15 protein-coding genes are annotated in these 15,452 nt (G+C 67.8%); 2 read left to right on the top strand and 13 right to left on the bottom strand.

Annotation, left to right across the window (positions count from 1 at the left end; genetic code table 11):
* Positions 1 to 202 precede the first annotated feature (202 nt).
* Positions 203 to 385, top strand: a complete 183-nt coding sequence (locus tag ACFXIV_RS00265) for a hypothetical protein (protein WP_379401532.1) — start codon at positions 203 to 205, stop codon at positions 383 to 385.
* Positions 386 to 643: 258 nt separating this feature from the next.
* Here ACFXIV_RS00265 and ACFXIV_RS00260 read toward each other — a convergent pair whose 3' ends face one another.
* On the bottom strand, positions 644 to 1,072 hold the full coding sequence (locus tag ACFXIV_RS00260; protein WP_379401531.1) for a hypothetical protein: 429 nt from the start codon (positions 1,070 to 1,072) through the stop codon (positions 644 to 646).
* A 626-nt stretch (positions 1,073 to 1,698) separates the two neighbouring features.
* Here ACFXIV_RS00260 and ACFXIV_RS00255 point away from each other — a divergent pair.
* Positions 1,699 to 1,992, top strand: a complete 294-nt coding sequence (locus tag ACFXIV_RS00255; RefSeq protein ID WP_379401530.1) for a hypothetical protein — start codon at positions 1,699 to 1,701, stop codon at positions 1,990 to 1,992.
* 67 nt (positions 1,993 to 2,059) lie between these two features.
* On the opposite strand, the gene ACFXIV_RS00250 is transcribed toward ACFXIV_RS00255, so the two are convergent.
* The 12 genes from ACFXIV_RS00250 to ACFXIV_RS00195 are packed head-to-tail and all read right to left on the bottom strand — an operon-like array spanning position 2,060 to position 15,449.
* Positions 2,060 to 2,485: a hypothetical protein gene (locus ACFXIV_RS00250; RefSeq protein ID WP_379401529.1), complete on the bottom strand. Its 426-nt coding sequence runs from the start codon at positions 2,483 to 2,485 to the stop codon at positions 2,060 to 2,062.
* Between the two features lie 12 nt (positions 2,486 to 2,497).
* On the bottom strand, positions 2,498 to 3,934 hold the full coding sequence (locus tag ACFXIV_RS00245; RefSeq protein WP_379401528.1) for a hypothetical protein: 1,437 nt from the start codon (positions 3,932 to 3,934) through the stop codon (positions 2,498 to 2,500).
* A gap of 2 nt (positions 3,935 to 3,936) precedes the next feature.
* Positions 3,937 to 4,242, bottom strand: a complete 306-nt coding sequence (locus ACFXIV_RS00240) for a hypothetical protein (RefSeq protein WP_379401527.1) — start codon at positions 4,240 to 4,242, stop codon at positions 3,937 to 3,939.
* Positions 4,239 to 4,634, bottom strand: a complete 396-nt coding sequence (locus ACFXIV_RS00235) for a hypothetical protein (protein WP_379401526.1) — start codon at positions 4,632 to 4,634, stop codon at positions 4,239 to 4,241. Before ACFXIV_RS00235 ends, ACFXIV_RS00240 begins: the two co-directional genes overlap by 4 nt.
* Entirely contained in the window at positions 4,634 to 5,434 is an 801-nt protein-coding gene (locus tag ACFXIV_RS00230; protein WP_379401525.1) for an N-acetylmuramoyl-L-alanine amidase, read from the bottom strand. Before ACFXIV_RS00230 ends, ACFXIV_RS00235 begins: the two co-directional genes overlap by 1 nt.
* Positions 5,431 to 6,057 (bottom strand): hypothetical protein, encoded by a 627-nt coding sequence (locus ACFXIV_RS00225; protein ID WP_379401524.1) that lies wholly within the window; start codon positions 6,055 to 6,057, stop codon positions 5,431 to 5,433. Before ACFXIV_RS00225 ends, ACFXIV_RS00230 begins: the two co-directional genes overlap by 4 nt.
* 6 nt (positions 6,058 to 6,063) lie before the next feature.
* Positions 6,064 to 7,101 (bottom strand): hypothetical protein, encoded by a 1,038-nt coding sequence (locus tag ACFXIV_RS00220; RefSeq protein WP_379401523.1) that lies wholly within the window; start codon positions 7,099 to 7,101, stop codon positions 6,064 to 6,066.
* Positions 7,098 to 8,174, bottom strand: a complete 1,077-nt coding sequence (locus tag ACFXIV_RS00215; protein ID WP_379401522.1) for a hypothetical protein — start codon at positions 8,172 to 8,174, stop codon at positions 7,098 to 7,100. The genes ACFXIV_RS00220 and ACFXIV_RS00215 overlap by 4 nt, the downstream gene beginning before the upstream one ends.
* Position 8,175: 1 nt before the next feature.
* Positions 8,176 to 9,222 carry a hypothetical protein gene (locus tag ACFXIV_RS00210; RefSeq protein WP_379401521.1) on the bottom strand — a complete coding sequence of 349 codons (1,047 nt, stop codon included), beginning with the start codon at positions 9,220 to 9,222 and terminating at the stop codon, positions 8,176 to 8,178.
* Positions 9,223 to 9,253: 31 nt separating this feature from the next.
* Positions 9,254 to 10,858, bottom strand: coding sequence for a phage tail protein (locus tag ACFXIV_RS00205; protein WP_379401520.1), 1,605 nt, complete (start codon positions 10,856 to 10,858; stop codon positions 9,254 to 9,256).
* On the bottom strand, positions 10,858 to 11,727 hold the full coding sequence (locus tag ACFXIV_RS00200) for a phage tail protein (RefSeq protein ID WP_379401519.1): 870 nt from the start codon (positions 11,725 to 11,727) through the stop codon (positions 10,858 to 10,860). The genes ACFXIV_RS00205 and ACFXIV_RS00200 overlap by 1 nt, the downstream gene beginning before the upstream one ends.
* Positions 11,724 to 15,449 carry a hypothetical protein gene (locus ACFXIV_RS00195; protein ID WP_379401518.1) on the bottom strand — a complete coding sequence of 1,242 codons (3,726 nt, stop codon included), beginning with the start codon at positions 15,447 to 15,449 and terminating at the stop codon, positions 11,724 to 11,726. The genes ACFXIV_RS00200 and ACFXIV_RS00195 overlap by 4 nt, the downstream gene beginning before the upstream one ends.
* Positions 15,450 to 15,452: the final 3 nt, after the last annotated feature.

Below are 15,452 nucleotides of genomic sequence, written 5' to 3'. Positions count from 1 at the left end.
GCATCATTGCTGCATACGGTGGGTTTCGTGGCCAACGGCCACAGGTGGCCCCCGGCGGGATGCTTTGCAACCGTCCTCCCGTCGGCCGGCCACCTCCACTCGCGCAACGGAGTTCCGATGCTGACAATGCCGATCGGCCTGCTCATCGCTGCACTCATCGCGATAATCATTGGCGTCGTATGCCTTCCACGGAGGTGAGGACATGCCGAACATCCACGCTGTCAAAGCCAACCAGTGGGTTGACGACTGGTGCGACCGCTGGCGGATCGATGAGCTTGACCGCAAGCGCGCCGAGGGGATCATGAAGATTCACTCCACGTGCACGCCGCCCTGTCCGAGGGTGACGGCCGCGCGTCAGTTCCTGGAGCGACACGGGCATATCTGACAATTCCCGCATTGCTCCACAGGGAAGGCCCCCCGGGCTGGTGCTCTTCGGTTGCGCCGCAAATCTACTGGAGTCCCACCACGTGCGCCGGGGCGTGAGTGACTTCGACACGACCCGCAAATGACGCAACCGCCCCAGCCAGGTAAATGGCTGAGGCGGTTGCGTTTCGGCGTTGTCCAGCAGGAGGATGAATACAGCACGGCCGCCCCCGGTAGCGACGGGGGCGGCCGGTTGTTCTGTATCGCGGCAGTGCCGTGTTCAGTACCCGTGCTTCTTGTTCCAGTCCATCACGTACCACGCGTAAACGATGTTCCCGATCCCCATGGTGAGCCAGAACAGCCAGAAGTGGACCCAGAAGGATTGGGTCTTGCGGCGGCCGTGCCCGTAGCCGCCAGCGAACGCCGCGGCCGAGGCGTTCGCGACGTTGTTGATCACGATCGGCGGCATGCCGGGCTGGGGCGGGTAGCCCTGCTGCTGCGGGAATCCTGGTCTGGTCTGCTGATACCCGGGCGCGGGCTGCGGTTGGTATCCGGGCTGGGGTGCATGCCCTTGCGGCGGTGCGTATTCGGGCTGTTGGCCGTATCTGGGCTGCGGCTGATAGGCCGGCGCGGGTTGCTGAGTCGTGGTGCGATCCGGCCACGCATGGCTCGAATCCTGATGCCCTGGCTTACCGTACGGGTCTGACATCTGCGGTGCTGTTCCCTTCGATCCTCTGCCTGGAAGACACCAGGAACGCTGACGTAACCAGGTTGCTCAGAGTGTGCATAAGGCCAGCTGCTGCCAGATTTGTGACCTTCTGTGCCAGAGCGTGCAGACTTCTCAAAACTGTGGCGGTAAGACTAAACCGGTCTCGTCACATAGCCCTGTGACGATTCGTGCCCATTCTCTGACGGGCTGCTGACATGGAGCGCCGCACCGGGAAGGATCGGGGCCGACGCTCCCAGCTGGAAATATCGCGGTATGGCAGTGCCGCGAGGGGGGGTCATTCCAAATCATGTGACACGAAAGACACTGGGTATGAAGCATATTGCGCGAGCTGTGTTGATAGGTGGAATCGCTGTGGCGGCTGTGGGCCTTGGGGCGGGCCCTGCGAACGCGGGCGAAACCGGAACGATCTACGGGCGCAAGGCATGTGAAGAGACCGTGAAGATGTACCGAGAGATGGGGTACAACGCACGCTGCAACCACATCAACGGCGAGAGCTATTACGTGCACTACGACCGGCCGAAGCCGGGGTCGCGCCCGTCGACGGGAAGTGCCGGGTCCAGCTAGCCGATGCAAGCCCACACTAGACCGCGAGAAGTGAGACATAGATGGTATTTCCGAGCTTTAGTCCCAACGAGATTCGCACCTGGCGCGGTCCGATCAAACGATTGACGGAGCGTGAGAATGATCCGGCGCCGCTGCTGGAGATCGATACGATCACCGACAAGGGTCGGACGTTCACTCGCGCCGTGAAGGTCAAGGACATCACTGTCGCCCGTGATCCGGCGCATGGAGGGGAGCGGCGGATCCTGGTCGAGTTCATGCACGACGAGGTCGAGCCACGCTCGTACGCCCCGGACGATGAGGTCACGGCACACCGGTTTTTTGTGAACATCCCCTGACGTAGAAGCCACGAATGCACCCCGGCCGAGGTAGGGCCGGGGTGCATTCGTTCGTTGGTGAGGTGTTCTAGGCGGCGACGAACTGCAGGTAGGTCCCGATGTCGCCGATGGCGACGGTGCCGAAGTTGTTGGATACGCGCATGTCGATCAGATCGCCTTGTGCGACAACTATTCCCGCGATGTCGAGGCCGATCGTGGACACCGTGTTCGATGACGCCGACTTGATCGAGGCATTGTTCTTGTAGATGTAGCCGGTCACTGTTCCGCTGAGGCTGTTGGCTGTGACCACCATGCGCGCGGTGATGTCGATGATGCCCGGGCGATCAACAACGAGCTGATCGGCCACGAGGTTGGTGCCGGGGAACGCGGGGTCGGGCGTCCAGACCGGCAGCAAGGTCGGTGACGAGCTGGTCGGACCGTAGGCACCGGATTTGTTCATCCGTTGCGACGCTGGCCGCGACGCGAGGCCGGTGCCGACCACGATGATTGCCATGTCTGTCGCTCCTCACGCCAAGCCGAGCAGGTCGGCGATCAGTCCCTTGCCGGGTGTGCTGCCGGCGGCTGTGATGCCGATAATGAGGATGTCGCCCGCCGCGAAGGCGAATACGCCGGTCGCACTCCCGCCCGCGACCTGGCTGCCCCCGGCGACCGTGATGGCGCTACCCGGCACCGCGGTGCCGTTCTTGCGGAGCTCGACGACCAGGTTGCCGCCGGACCCCTCGGTCCCACCGCGAATCGTCCAGGAGGTGAACGTGACCGCTCGCTGCAGCTTGACGCCGAACGTGAAATCGCCTGTGCCGAACGCGCGCACGGTGTCCTTGCCGCACACGACGATCGACAGGTCATAGGGCGAGGTGCCGGTCGCCGGTGTGCGAGGGTTCGACAGCCGCGAATCGTTGCCGTCGCAGGCAGTTCCGGCGCTGGTGCCGATCACGAGGCTCGAGGTGCCGGCACCGATCGCCGAGCGGGCGGCCGCGCCGTTCGCCGCGGTCAGTACCGCGCGCCCGGTCGACGTCGAATCGCTGATATCGGCGGCGGCGTGGGCGTGCACGAGCGCCGCCTTACCCGCCAGGCCCGGCACAGTGGGCGCGCCCGCGGATCCGGCGAGGTCTCCGGCGAGCTGGATGATGCCCTTCGTGCCCGTGGTGGCGTCCGGTGCCGGGGGTCCGGTCGGGCCGGGCGGGAGCACGAGGTCGAGGGTCCAGTCGGGTGGGCCGCCGTGGACGGCCGCGCTCGCCGGGCCCTCCGATACCGCACCGATGGTGAGCGTGAACGAGTCGACGGCGGCCTGGGCTGCGCTGGCGGCCGTCGATGCGCCGCTTGCGCTGGCGGCGGCCGCTGCTGCTGCGGCCGATGCCTCGGTGATGGCGGGCACGGTGACCGGCGACAAGTCTTCGCCGTTGTCGAGCTCGAAAACCAGTGCATCACCGACGAGGCGCACGCCGATCACGCTCAGCCCCCGGACGACCGCCTCGCCGTTGGACGCTGGGACCGGGGAGACGAGGGTCAGGTCGACCAGACCGGTCGAGTCCACGTCGGGGTCCTCGGGATCCGGGCCCGGGATATAGGGCGGGACCATGAACGCGAACGGGTCCATGGGGACGCGGTTGCCCTCATAGGTCAGATTGAAGCTGACGCGCCACGTCCAGCCGCTCGGGTTGGTGTCTCCGTTGGGCGCGACCAGCCGGATACCGCGCTGGCCGCGCCATGTCAGATAGCCGAACTCATCCAACTGCGCGACGTAGTAGTCGGGCAGTTGGACATAGGTCGCCGGATCCGGTTCGCCCGCGGCGACAAGGACTTTGGGAGCGCCGGCGGTGAACGTGAGCGTGCCCGTCAGTGGTACGAACTCCGGGGTGTCGCCGATGTCGGGGCCGTCGGCGATGTTGGCCAGGAAGCGGCCGACCACGCGGCCGTATTTCAGCGGGGCGAGCTCGGCCATGGTCAGACCTCCTCTCGCAGTGATTCGGGGATCTCGGGCGCGGGCGGGGCGGTCGTGCCGAGGCGGTGGGCGAGGGCGAGCTCGGCGATATGGTGGGCCTGTACGCGGATGAACTTCACGGCCTCGCGGAACAGGCTTTTGGATCGCTCCAACTCGGCCTCCAGGTGCGCAACACGGTTGGTGAGATCGGCGATCTGCCGACCCTGCACCTCGACCCGATAAGCGCGGCGGCGGTCGAGATAGGTGAAGATCGCGCCCAGGATGGCCACGGCGCCGGTGCACGCCGCGGTGATCAGTTCGGGGCTCACACGCCACCCCCTCGCCAGCCCATCTGCTCGCGCCGCTTCGCCCGCTCGAGGGCCGCAGTCATGCGCGCGGGGTCGCCGGTGATGTTGAAGGTCGGCGCGTGGGCCTCGCCCGCGTCGGTAGGCCGGCCGTCGTCGCGCGGCTCGGCCGCCAGCCACGGCACCCATATGGCGAGCGCCAGGTTGACCTGGGGCACGGACATGATTCGGGTGATCGCGGCCGAGATCGCCAGCGCGGTGCCGATACCCGCCGCCGTGGTCGGCAGCCCGGACGAGGCGACGATCAACGGCATCGCGGCGGCCAGGCCGACGATGAGCTGAAACGTGGTGCGCGCCAGGGTCCGCCACGGGTAGCGGACCTGGCTCGCATTCTCGGGGGCGCTGTGCTGTCCCATCACTTGCCGCCCTGCGCGGTGCGCTTGAGCTCGGCGACGTCGGCGCGCAGCTCGGCGATGGCCTCGACGAGGGTGTTGTCGCGCTTCGGGTCGACCTTGGACGCGCCGAGGATCTTCCAGCCCTTCTCGTCGGGGCCCATGAGCTGGTCTTTGGTCAGGCTGGTGTTCTTGTCCATCCACCAGAACAGGTCGCGGAACTTCAAGGTGGTGCCGCGGAAGTTCTTGATCAGCGCGTCAAGCATGGTGTCGGTCTCCTCATTCGGTGTGGGGGTGCGGTCGATGAGGGCCTGAACGTCGCGCCGGAATGCGGTCATGTCGATTCCGGCGGGGTCGATCTTGCCCTCGCTGCTGTATTCCTTGTGGCCGACGCAGTCGTCGGCGTCGCGGCCGATGCGCCGCAGGATCGCGGCACAGCCGCGCTTGTAGGCGTCCAATTGCACTGGCGTCCAATCGGATCCGTCGCCGCGCGAGACAGCCTCGATACCGATCACGTGATAGTTCGCGTTGTTGGTGGGCCAGCCGGGCCACGAACCGCGTCCGGCGTGCCAGCACACGCCCGCGGCGATGACGCGGAATGTGCCGTCGCGCTCGAGGACGAGTTGCGCGAGTGGGCCCTCGAGGTCGGCGCGGCCGTTCTGCACGATCTGCCAATCACTCGTGCCGCCGCCGGCGGTGTGATGGCACAGCACGCCACGCAGGTCTAGGAAATCCCCGTGCCCGCGGTCGCGCCATCCTTCGTGCTCGATGACGGTCAGCCCTTCGGCCCGCAGGACGTCAGCCAACCAGGTTGGGTCGCTCATTGCTGTTGTGCCTCCTCGATTTTCGCGCGCAGGCGGGTGACGACGCCCGCGTATGCTTCGCTTTTGCTGTCGCTGGTGAACTGGATGCCGCGCGGGTGGGCGGCGACCCATTGGCCGTCGCGGTCCTGGCGGACGGCGATATCGGTGACGTCCCAGAACGTTTCGGGGTCCGGTGCCGGCCAGTTCCCGTGTTCGTCGGGGGTGACGTGGAGACCGTCGTCGTAGACCGCGGGTGGGCCGCCCGGGGTGGGCATCCATCGGATCTGCTCATGCTCGGGGTGGATACGGACGCCGCGGCGGACGAGGTACTCGGCGATGCGGACCGCGCCCTGGATCTGGGTGGTCGCGGGCCCGGCGAGCACGCGGCCGGTCGGGTTGCGCCACTCGGGCAGGTGGATGGTTTGCAGCTCGGCGGCCAGCGCCAGGACTTGCGGGTCCTGTTCGGGGATCTCGCCGAGGTCGGGCAGTCGGCCGCCGAGCGCCTGCTCGATGAACGCGCGCATGGCTGCGGTGACCTGCGGCTCGCCGCTGCCGGGTGGAGTGGTGGCGTCGGCGCGCTGCTGTTGGTCGCGGCCGGTCTTCGTGACGATCTGTTCGACGATCTCAGGTTCGTGGTCGCTCACGGGGCCTCAGAGGGGTTGGGCCATGATCAGCAGCTGAGCATTGGCGGTCTGGACGGAGTAATTGCTGTTGCCGAGTACGCGTTTGGCGACGACGTAGATGGCGGTGGTGGTGTTCGCGGCGACGGTGCCGAGGGTGTTGCCGGGGCCGATGGCGTAGTCCCAGCGCGGGTAGAACTGCACGAAGGAGTTGTTGGCCAGGCCGACCGAGACGCCGTAGCCGATGAGTGTGCCGTCGACCGCGCCGAGGCGGATCTCGATGTTCACGCGCCCGGAATCGGCGGGGTCGCAGTGGTTTTGGATGCCGATGTTCCCGGCGAGCACGATCGGCCGCCACGCATAGGGCTGCGCCGGAATGTTCATCGTGGCCAGAGTTTTCGGGCTGGCGGACAGGTTGGATCCGCCGCCGGTGAACTGATTGCCCGCGATCGCCCACGGCCCGCCCAGGCGCGGCGCGGGGATCGGCTGCCATTCGCTGCTGGCGGTGTCCCAAGCGAGCACGGAGTCCGACCGTGCACTCGACAGGTCGCCGACGTCCTCGGCGTCGCGGATCGGACCCGGGACACCCGCGTCGCCGACATCGCCGGTCACGCCCCGCGGAAAGGTGATAGCCAGTTGCTGATCGGGGGCGGTGCCGGTGATCGCCGCGGCTGCAGCGGATCCGGTCGCGCCCGCGGTCGCCGATCCGGTCAGCGCGGTCGGGTCCGCCTGGTGGCCGGGGGCCTGGAACGATCCAGCGAAGCGGATGAACTCCATCCCGCTCCACAGATAGAGGGCCTGCTCATCGACCACGCGCCACGCCTTGCGGGCATCAGCGGTGCCCAGGCTCAGGGCCTTGAGCGCGGCGAAGGTGGCGATGTCGCCCTCCCACGTCCACGGCCACGACGGGTCACCTTCGGGGCCTTGGATTCCGGGGGCGCCCTCGCGGAGCTCGACGAGGACTTGCCGGTCGGCGACCTCGACGGGGTTGACGGTGTGCGGTAGCCCGGTCGGGTCCTGGATCGACCGCATGGTGACGGTCACGTCGGAGTCGTAAACGGTACTCATGCAGGGACTCCTGTCACGGGCACGGCCCACACCGCGAGATGGGCGAACGCGCGGGCGTAGATGAGCGGCGGTGCGCCGGAACTGGCGGCGATGCGCACGATGATGGTGGCGTCCTGCCCGGCCGGGACCACACCAGCTGTGCTGGCGGGGGTTTGGGCTTGAGTGCGGATCTGCGGGACGAGGGTCAGGTGCCGCAGGACGGCCCACCCGTGCCCGTCGCCGTAGGCCACGATCGTGTTGGACCCAGACAGCAACGCCTGCAACACGACTCGCTCAGCGGTCTTGTTGCTGGTGGTGCAGGCCATCGCGCCGCCGGTCACCAACGGGCGCCACGCGACATCCTGAGCCGGGATCGGCAGGGACGCAATCTGATACGGCACCGTGGTGATGTTGGTGTTGTCGGGGACGAACCCGGGGCCGCCGTCGTATCGCTGAGCGTCATTGATCGTCCACGGGCCGCGCCAGTTCGGATTCGGACTCGGCGTCCACTTGCTGGTAGCGGCGTTCCACAGGGGGACCATGCCGTCGGTGCGGGTCACGGTGGCGTCGAAGTCGCTGGCGGCGCTGATCGGTCCAGGTGGGCCGGCGGGGCCCTTGCGGCCCTTGACGCCGCGCGGCACAACCAAATTCACCACCTGCGCGGGGGGCGTGCCGGTAATCGTGATCTGTAGATCGGATCCGGCCGGGCCCGTGGTGACGGTGCCGAGGGTTAGGGTGTTCGGTTGCCCGGTCGGGCCGTGCGCGCCGAACGCGTCGGGGAAGGTGTCGAAGCTGCTGCCGTTCCAGTAGGCGAGGCTGTTGGTCGACGCGACCCGCCACGCCTTCCCGGCCTGCACGGGCCCGAGTCCGGCGGCGAGCGCGGACAGGGCGGCCTGGTCGGCGATGTCGCCCTCCCAGCGGAACGGGTACGCCTGCGGCCCTTGCGGTCCCACGTCGCCGGTCGGGCCGGTGGGCAGCTCGAGAGAGCTGTCAGCAGGGGTGGCCTGCAGGGCCTGCACGACACCCACGCCACCAATGCCTTCGTCGACACCGGTGATGCGGACATCGCGGAAGTATTCGCCGATGGTGGACAACTCATGCTCCGATCGGGAGGGCCCACACGACCGCGCTCGCTTCGGTGCGGTCCCAGGCGATGTTGGTGGTGTTGCCGCCCACCTTTTCCACGGTCACGACCAGCGAGGCTTGCTCGCCTGCGGGGACGGTGGCGTAGGTGCTCGACGGGGCGAGCGGTTTGGGGCCGTCGTCGCCGAAGGTGGGAAACGCTGTCGCGTGGTACCAGTCGCGGCCGGCGCGGATGCTGCCCGCGCCGTAGGCGAGGGTGACACCGGTCGGGGAGTTGAGGCGGCCCACGAGGATCGGATAGGTGGCGGTGTCCGCGACACATTGGATGTATCCCGACAGCCACACCATCGGCCGCCAGGTGAACGGCAGTGCGGGCAGCGCGAACGAGGCCACGGTCAAGCTGGCGGCCGCGGTGCTGGTGTTGGCGGCGAAATCCTCCTGATACCAGGACCATTGACCGAACCCGTTCGGGGCCGGGGCGACCTTCCACTTCCGGGCCGCGGGCGCATAGACGAACATGCTGCGGTGCGTCGGGCCGAGGGTGTTGTCGAAATCGGTGGCCGCGCTGATGGCGCCGCTGCTGCCGGTCGGGCCGGGCGGGCCCTGCAGTCCAGCGGGCGCGGTCGCCTCCAGGGCCAGCGCGGCACCGCTGGCCGTGACGCGCAGGGCGGGGTCGGTCAGGGTCTCGGAGTGCACGGTCGTCGCGGCGGCGGTGGCCGCTGGCGCGGTCGGGCCTTGCGCACCAACAGCGTTCGGTGAGTGCAGCCAGCCCGTCCCGGTCCAGACATCCATGCCGTTGCTGTCGAGGCGATGCCACCACTTGCCGCGGTCGTCGGGGCCGAGGCCGGTCGGTCGGGCGCCCGCGTTTGCGAGTGTGCCGACCTTGCGGAACGCGGTGCGAGGCCCGCCGCGCGGACCGGGCAGGCCCGGCTGGCCGGCGGGCAGCGCGAGCGCCGGTGCCTCCCCGGCGGGGGTGATGGTGGCGTCCAGGATGGGCAGCCCGTCGAGGTCGGGTTCCGAGGTCACAGTCAGCCGGGCGGGAAAGGTCACGTCGGACACGCGTAATCCACCTCCTCACAGAGGGTTTCGGTCAGAAAATGAGCAGGTCGAGGTCCGCGCCGACGTCGGTGGCCAGGGTCTTGACCATCTGCGCGAGTGCGCTCATGCGCGACCACGCCTTGACGAGGGAGTCCTCTTCGTCGCTGCCGTCGCCGATGGTGAGCTCGAGCCGGGCCGCGGTGGTGCGGTTGTCAGTGAAGGTGATCTCGGTGACGTAGTCGGTGAAGATCTGGTCCGCCAGCTGGAAACCGATCTGATCGCCGAGCTCGTAGTCGCGGCCGAAGGTGTAGGGGCCGCCGTCGCCGACGCTCACCTTCTTGCTGGTGTAGCCGCGGGTCTGGTGCAGGCCCTGGCGGCCGGCCATGAAGCCATCAATGGTGAATGCCTTCTGCGAGTTGCTGATAGCCATCTCACGGAACGCGAATGGGCCCGCGCGGTGCGTGCGACCAACGTCCTCGTAGACGTTCCACGCGAGGAACACGTCATCGAGCTGGCCCTGATACAGCGAGTCCAAACCGGGGACGCCAATCAGCAGACCCAGCCAGGAGAGCAGGTTCTTCATCGCGACCTCGATGCCCGCGTTGACCCACCCGGGGCTCTTGCCGCCGACAATCACCGCGACCGCGGTCGGCTTGTGGATGGCCACCTCACTCGGGCCGAGGCCGGAGTACTCGCCTTCGAGGTACCAGACCCACGGTGGGCGGCGGGTGGTGCCGAGCGGCCCCGGATTCCCGTAGATCGCTTCGTATTCGGACTGGGCGTCGAACACTGGGTATCGGACCGGGGTCACGCCGTCTTCGAGGAAGTCCTCGAAGAACATGATCAGACCGTCGAGCAGCGTGCCGGTCGGGCCGACAGTGTCGGATTTGTTGACAGTGCCCAGCACGACGGTGTTGCGGTCGAGGGTGTAGTAATCCGGCGCTGGCTGTTCGTCTTCGCCGTGGATGTAGAACTCGGCGGTGAGCAGGCAACCGGCCGCGTCCATCGGCGCGACGAGCAGCTCGTCGGCCATATGGAATCGCGCTGTCGCGCCGGACCATTTGCTGTCATCGTGCAGGACATCGATCGGTTTGACGGTGATCGGCCACATCGCGCCGGACGGGTCGAGGCTGCCGTACTGCGATTGCAGCCGAATCAGATTCGGCACAACGTAGTTCAGCGCCATCGTCCGGGCTGGGGCGACCACGAAGTGATGGCGCGGATACTGCGCCAGGATTGACGCGAACGGCGATGCCCAGCAGCAGATCGACGCCCAGTGCTGCCAGCAGTGGATCGCCTCGATGTCGACGGTCTCCAGGCCGGTCTCATCACGCACCACCGATGCCCGCGTGATGAATCCGTCCCAGCGAAATCCCGTGATGTTCACCGTGAACGGGATTGTCGCGTCCTCGCCGTCAGGGTTGGCGAACACGAAGTCGTAGTAGAGGAAGTCCTTGCGCGGGATCTGCATTTTCAGCCCGCCCGCGGCGTTGCGGGTGTGGTTGAACTGCAGCGAGGTGTAGTTGTGCTCCTCGCCGACCTCGTCCAGGTTCTTGTCCCAGTAGCGGACCAGCGTGGTTTGGTCGGCGCGGGCGGCCTGGTCCTGGCGCTCGGCGAGGTCGAGGCGGCGCGCGGCGGCCGCGGAATCCCATGCCATCAGTACGGCCTCGACGATCGTGGGGTGACGTCGACGCGGACCGCGGCCGAGGTGGTCGCGCCGTCAGTGCAGCGGACAACCAGGTCGGTCGCCGACCACGGCGGCAGGCTGGCAAACCACCTGCGGCCTGCCAGCTGCCCCCATACGTTTCGCCCGGACGGGCTGCCCGGCGAGTAGATGCGGGCGGTGCGGTGGCGCGGGTGCGTGTCGATGCGCAGCTCTTCGCCCGCGCCGATGATCGGGGTCTCGACGATCCGCAACGCGGTCTCGGTCGGGTCCTCGATCCCGTACCGGCCCGGGCCCGGCATGGTGTAGCGCGCCCAGCCCGGCCGATCTGCAGCGTTGCGAGCGCGGACGGTGCCCTCGCCGAGGGCGAGGCTGTTGGTCCACACGTCCCATTCGCCGAGGTGGTGCGGCAGCGGATCCATTGCGGTCGCCGACATCTGGAACTCCGCGGCCGCGTTGCGGACCGGGTCCTGTTCGCCCGCAGGGGTGGGCGGGCCGTCGAGCTGGTATCGCTGCAGCCGCCACCCCTGGTGCCGGGTGAAGTAGCCGACCGTCACCGGGATGTCGGTGGACCAGCCGCGGAACCACGCATCATGGACCGCGTAGAACTCCCGCACGGTCGGCGCGCTCAGGAACACGACAAAGTCCCATTCCTTTTTCGACCGCACCGACCGCTCGAACGTCGCGCCGTCCTGGCGGGCAGCCTCGGACACGAGCAGCTGCACGGGCGCGAACATCCACCCGGTTTGGCGGGTGATGCGTGCGCCCTCGCGGCCGGCGCCCGCGCCGTGCAGATGCCACACGCGCCCGTTGTTGTCCCAGGCCACGATCTTGGTGCCGTCGGGCAGCATGAGGGGGTTCATCGGCTGTAACCTCCTTGTCGCTGCCGGGCCAGCGTCTTTCGCCGCTGCACGCGTTCGACGGCCGCGGCCGCGCTCATCGGGTCGACGCCGCTGATGTGGAAGGTGTCGCCGCTGCCCCCGCCGCCGCCGGTCGCGCCCATGCCGACCACGGCCGCGCCGGTCTGCACCATTTCTTTCCAGTTGTTCTGGAAGAAGTTCTGGACGTCGGAAACCGTTGAGTTCCACTGGTTCCCGGCCTGGGTCTGCAGATTGGCGAGCGCCTTCTCCGGGCTGTCGGCCAGGTACCAGGGCGCGTCGCCGTTGAACAGGTCGCCAGTGAACGGCAGCCCGGCCAGCGGGTGCGTGCCCGAAACCTGTGTCGCGCTTGAGTTGTTGTTGGTGTTCGCCCCCGGCGACGAGGTGCCCGTCGAGGGTGTCGAGCTCGGGGTGGCGCTGCCGGCCGAACTGCCGCCCGTGCCCGTAGCGCCGCTGGGGCTTCCGGTAGTGCCACCGCCGGTGTTGGTGCCGCCGTTGGTGTTCGGACCGGCGGGCCCGCCGAGGTCGCCGCCGAGCAGCAGCTCCTTGGGCAGGTACATGTGATGGTCGAACATGCTGTGGCCGGCACCGACATTGCCGCCGATGACCACGCCCTCGCTGGAATTCGATTCGACGTTCGTGTCGTCGCCGAGCGTGAGCGCGGTGTGCCCGTTCGCGCCGCCGCCGTGATCGAACCAGCCGACCCGCAAGTCGCCGGGCCCGCCGCTGCCGAGCTTGAACCCGCGCGCGGCCAGCCATTCGCCTTCGGTCACCGTCGACATGCGCGACGAGAACGGATCCGTGCCCATGGCGTCGTTCACGACAGCCGACACCAGGCCCGAGCAGTCGATCGCGGTCCGCGAGAATCCGCCCATCGCGTACGTGGCCGGATCCATGGACTGAGCGAACGACTTGCCAGCGACCAGGCCGCCGGTCTTGAAGCCCGGGAACAGCTTGGCCATGTCGCCCGGGCTCGGGGTCCATCCGGAATTGATCGCCTCAAGCAGCGACAGATTCTTACCGGTCGCTGCGGCGTTCACGACGAATTCGTTATCGGACACCGCGATCAGGTTGCTATCGCTGGTCCCAGTGCCCCGGCCGCGGAACAGTCCGCCCGTGGCCATGTGCGCATCGGCCCACTGCACGAGGCTGTCGCCGAGCCCGGAGGTGCCCTTGCCGCCGACGCCGGGGACCCAGTCGGGGATCTTCACGCCTTGGAGCAGGACACCGATTGCCCGGACCGCCTTGGCGATTCCGCGCACGATCCCATCCCAGACGTTGGTCACAGTTGTGCCCAGGTTGGTGAAGAAGTCACCGATGCCCGACAGCGCGCCGCCGATGGTGTCCTTGGCTGTCTTGACCGTGTCGGCCGCGGACTGGAGTCCGGTCTGGAACTTGTCGGCCATTTTCTGCAGGGCGGGCAGAACCAGCGGTGTGATGACCTCGTTGATCAGCCATGTGAACGCGTCTGTGATCTTGGTGATCACAGGCGTGAGCTGGACCAGGATGTCGATCAGCGGCGGCAGCAGCTTTACGCCCATGTCGATCAGCTGCGGCAGCAGCGGCGCGACGGCCTCGACGAGTTTGCCGAAGCTGGACACCAGGTCCGGCAGGATCGGGGCGATCTGCTCGATCGCCGAGGCCAGCGCGTTGCCGAGCTTCTTGGCCACGTCGGCCAGGATCGGCTGCAGCTGCTCGAACACAGGCATCAGCAGATCGGCCAGCTGTGTGATCACCGGGCCCAGCGCGTCGAAGATCGTTGTCAACGCTGGCGCGAGCGCTTGGATCAGCCCGGACACCACGTTGGCGACGACCGGAAGGATCGGCGCCAGCGCGGTGATCAGCGACGCGAACGACTGCGACAACGGCCCGATGGCCGGGGTGAGTGCCGTAATCGCCTGCGACAGAGCGATTCCCACCACCTGCGCGATCTGCGACAGCGGCCCGATCATCGGGGTCAGCGCGGTCATCAAGCTCTGCAGCAGATCACCGATCACCGGTAAGACGGGCTCGAGCCCGACCAGCAGCGCGTTGATGAAAGCCGTCAGGTCCGGCATCAGCGCGGTCAGGGTCGTCGCGAAGGTAGCGCCGATCTGGCCCAGCGCCGGCGCGAGCGAGGCGAGGGACTGACCCAGCGTGGCGAACAGCGGGCCCAGGGTCGGGCCGACGATGTTGCCGATCTCGATCAGTCCGCCGATCAGCGGTTGCAGACCTGCGCCGAGGCCGTCGAGGATGCCGGAGAAATTTCCGAGCAGCTGTGTCAGCGCGCCACTGTTGAACGCATCGGTGAATGCCTGCCCGATCGACCCGAACAGGTTCCCGAACGACGCACCGATCTGCCCGGCGACAGGCTCGAAAGCCTTTCCCAGAGACAGGAATCCGGTCGTCGCCTGCTGCAGTCCCGGCCCCATCCCGCCGATGAAGCTCGCGGTGCCGGCGAAGATCGACTCGACGCCTGCGAGGTTCTCCGGTGCCTTCCAGAACTCCGCGAAATCGTGGGTGAGCGCGTTCATCTGGCCCGCGACCTGGGTCATGCCGCGCCCAAGGACCGGCAGTGCCGCGTCGGCGAGTTCCTTGATGCCGTCGGCCGCGCCCGCGAACAGGGCGTCTTGGGTCGGGTTCTTGACCAGCGAGTCCCACGCGGGCGCGATCTCGCGCGCGGCGAGGACGAACGACTGTGCGTTCGGGGCGAGTTTCGCCAGGGCTGCCGCGGCGGCCTGCTGCGGGCCCGAGCTGGCGGTCATGGCGTCGTTCACGCCGGCCTGGGCATCGGCCACGGCCTGGTGGGCGTCGGCGACCTTCTGCCCGGCGTCGACGACCTTCTGCTCGGCGTCGATCACCTTGTCGTTCGCGGCGGTGAGCTTGTCCTTGGCGGCGACAACCTTGTCCGAGCCCTCGACACCCTTGGCCTCGGCTTCGGCTGCCTTCTCCTGGGTTTCGCGGTTGCGGTCCTGCGCCTTGGTGAGATCCAGTTGCCGGCGTTCGAGGCGCAGCAGCGCCTTCTGACGCTCGTCCGGAGTCTTGGCGTCGGCGACGTCCTTCTGGGCGTCTTTGACCGCTTGGGCGGCCTCCTTCTCGCTGAGCGCCGCGTCAGCGAGGGTGAGCACGTAGTCCTCAAGCTCCTTGCGGGCGTCCTTGCGGGCAGTGGTGAGATCGTCCTCAGCGCTGCTGGCGTCCTTCTTCGTCGACGTGAGGTCCTTCTCCGCAGAGGTGAGGTCCTTCTCCGCCGCCGTCACGCCCTTGACCGCGGCCTCGACCTGCTTCTGCGCTGCCGCAACAGCTTTCGCCTGCGCCGCGCCATCACTGCCCGCGGACGCGTCAGCAGCCGACAGAGCCTTGAACGCATCAGCCACACCGGTGAGCCCGACCTTGACAGTGGCGGCGGCAGCCAGTGCGGCCGGGCCGAGCGCGACCAGGCCGACCGCCAGCGTGCCCACCGCGCCAGCCGCGACACCAGCTACGCCCGAGATTGCCGAGAGTTTCGCGGCGACGCCGGACAGCTGCCCGGCCGAGCTGCCGACCCCCGCGAGCACGGTCTTGAGCTTGTCGACCTTGCTGGTCTCGACATCGGCCTTGATCTCGAGGTGGTTGCGGTCGGCCAGCCCCTGAGCCTCGGCGAGGGCCTGGCGGACCTCACGCGCGATGCGGCTCGTTTCGGGCAGAATGCTCACATACGCTGTGGCCAGTTCGATTGCGTCGCCGGACATTTC

Origin of the sequence: Nocardia sp. NPDC059236 (assembly GCF_042754085.1) — a bacterium.
In the GTDB taxonomy this organism is placed as follows: domain Bacteria; phylum Actinomycetota; class Actinomycetes; order Mycobacteriales; family Mycobacteriaceae; genus Nocardia.
The sequence above is the reverse complement of the archived record's forward strand: the minus strand, read 5'-3'. Positions and strand labels throughout refer to the sequence as shown.

What these genes read in the sequence shown, in the direction of transcription:
- ACFXIV_RS00265 (WP_379401532.1), top strand. Translation starts at nt 203, where the DNA reads ATGCCGAACATCCACGCTGTCAAAGCCAACCAGTGGGTTGACGACTGG.
- ACFXIV_RS00260 (WP_379401531.1), bottom strand. Translation starts at nt 1,072, where the DNA reads ATGTCAGACCCGTACGGTAAGCCAGGGCATCAGGATTCGAGCCATGCG.
- ACFXIV_RS00255 (WP_379401530.1), top strand. Translation starts at nt 1,699, where the DNA reads ATGGTATTTCCGAGCTTTAGTCCCAACGAGATTCGCACCTGGCGCGGT.
- ACFXIV_RS00250 (WP_379401529.1), bottom strand. Translation starts at nt 2,485, where the DNA reads ATGGCAATCATCGTGGTCGGCACCGGCCTCGCGTCGCGGCCAGCGTCG.
- ACFXIV_RS00245 (WP_379401528.1), bottom strand. Translation starts at nt 3,934, where the DNA reads ATGGCCGAGCTCGCCCCGCTGAAATACGGCCGCGTGGTCGGCCGCTTC.
- ACFXIV_RS00235 (WP_379401526.1), bottom strand. Translation starts at nt 4,634, where the DNA reads ATGGGACAGCACAGCGCCCCCGAGAATGCGAGCCAGGTCCGCTACCCG.
- ACFXIV_RS00230 (WP_379401525.1), bottom strand. Translation starts at nt 5,434, where the DNA reads ATGAGCGACCCAACCTGGTTGGCTGACGTCCTGCGGGCCGAAGGGCTG.
- ACFXIV_RS00220 (WP_379401523.1), bottom strand. Translation starts at nt 7,101, where the DNA reads ATGAGTACCGTTTACGACTCCGACGTGACCGTCACCATGCGGTCGATC.
- ACFXIV_RS00205 (WP_379401520.1), bottom strand. Translation starts at nt 10,858, where the DNA reads ATGGCATGGGATTCCGCGGCCGCCGCGCGCCGCCTCGACCTCGCCGAG.
- ACFXIV_RS00200 (WP_379401519.1), bottom strand. Translation starts at nt 11,727, where the DNA reads ATGAACCCCCTCATGCTGCCCGACGGCACCAAGATCGTGGCCTGGGAC.
- ACFXIV_RS00195 (WP_379401518.1), bottom strand. Translation starts at nt 15,449, where the DNA reads ATGTCCGGCGACGCAATCGAACTGGCCACAGCGTATGTGAGCATTCTG.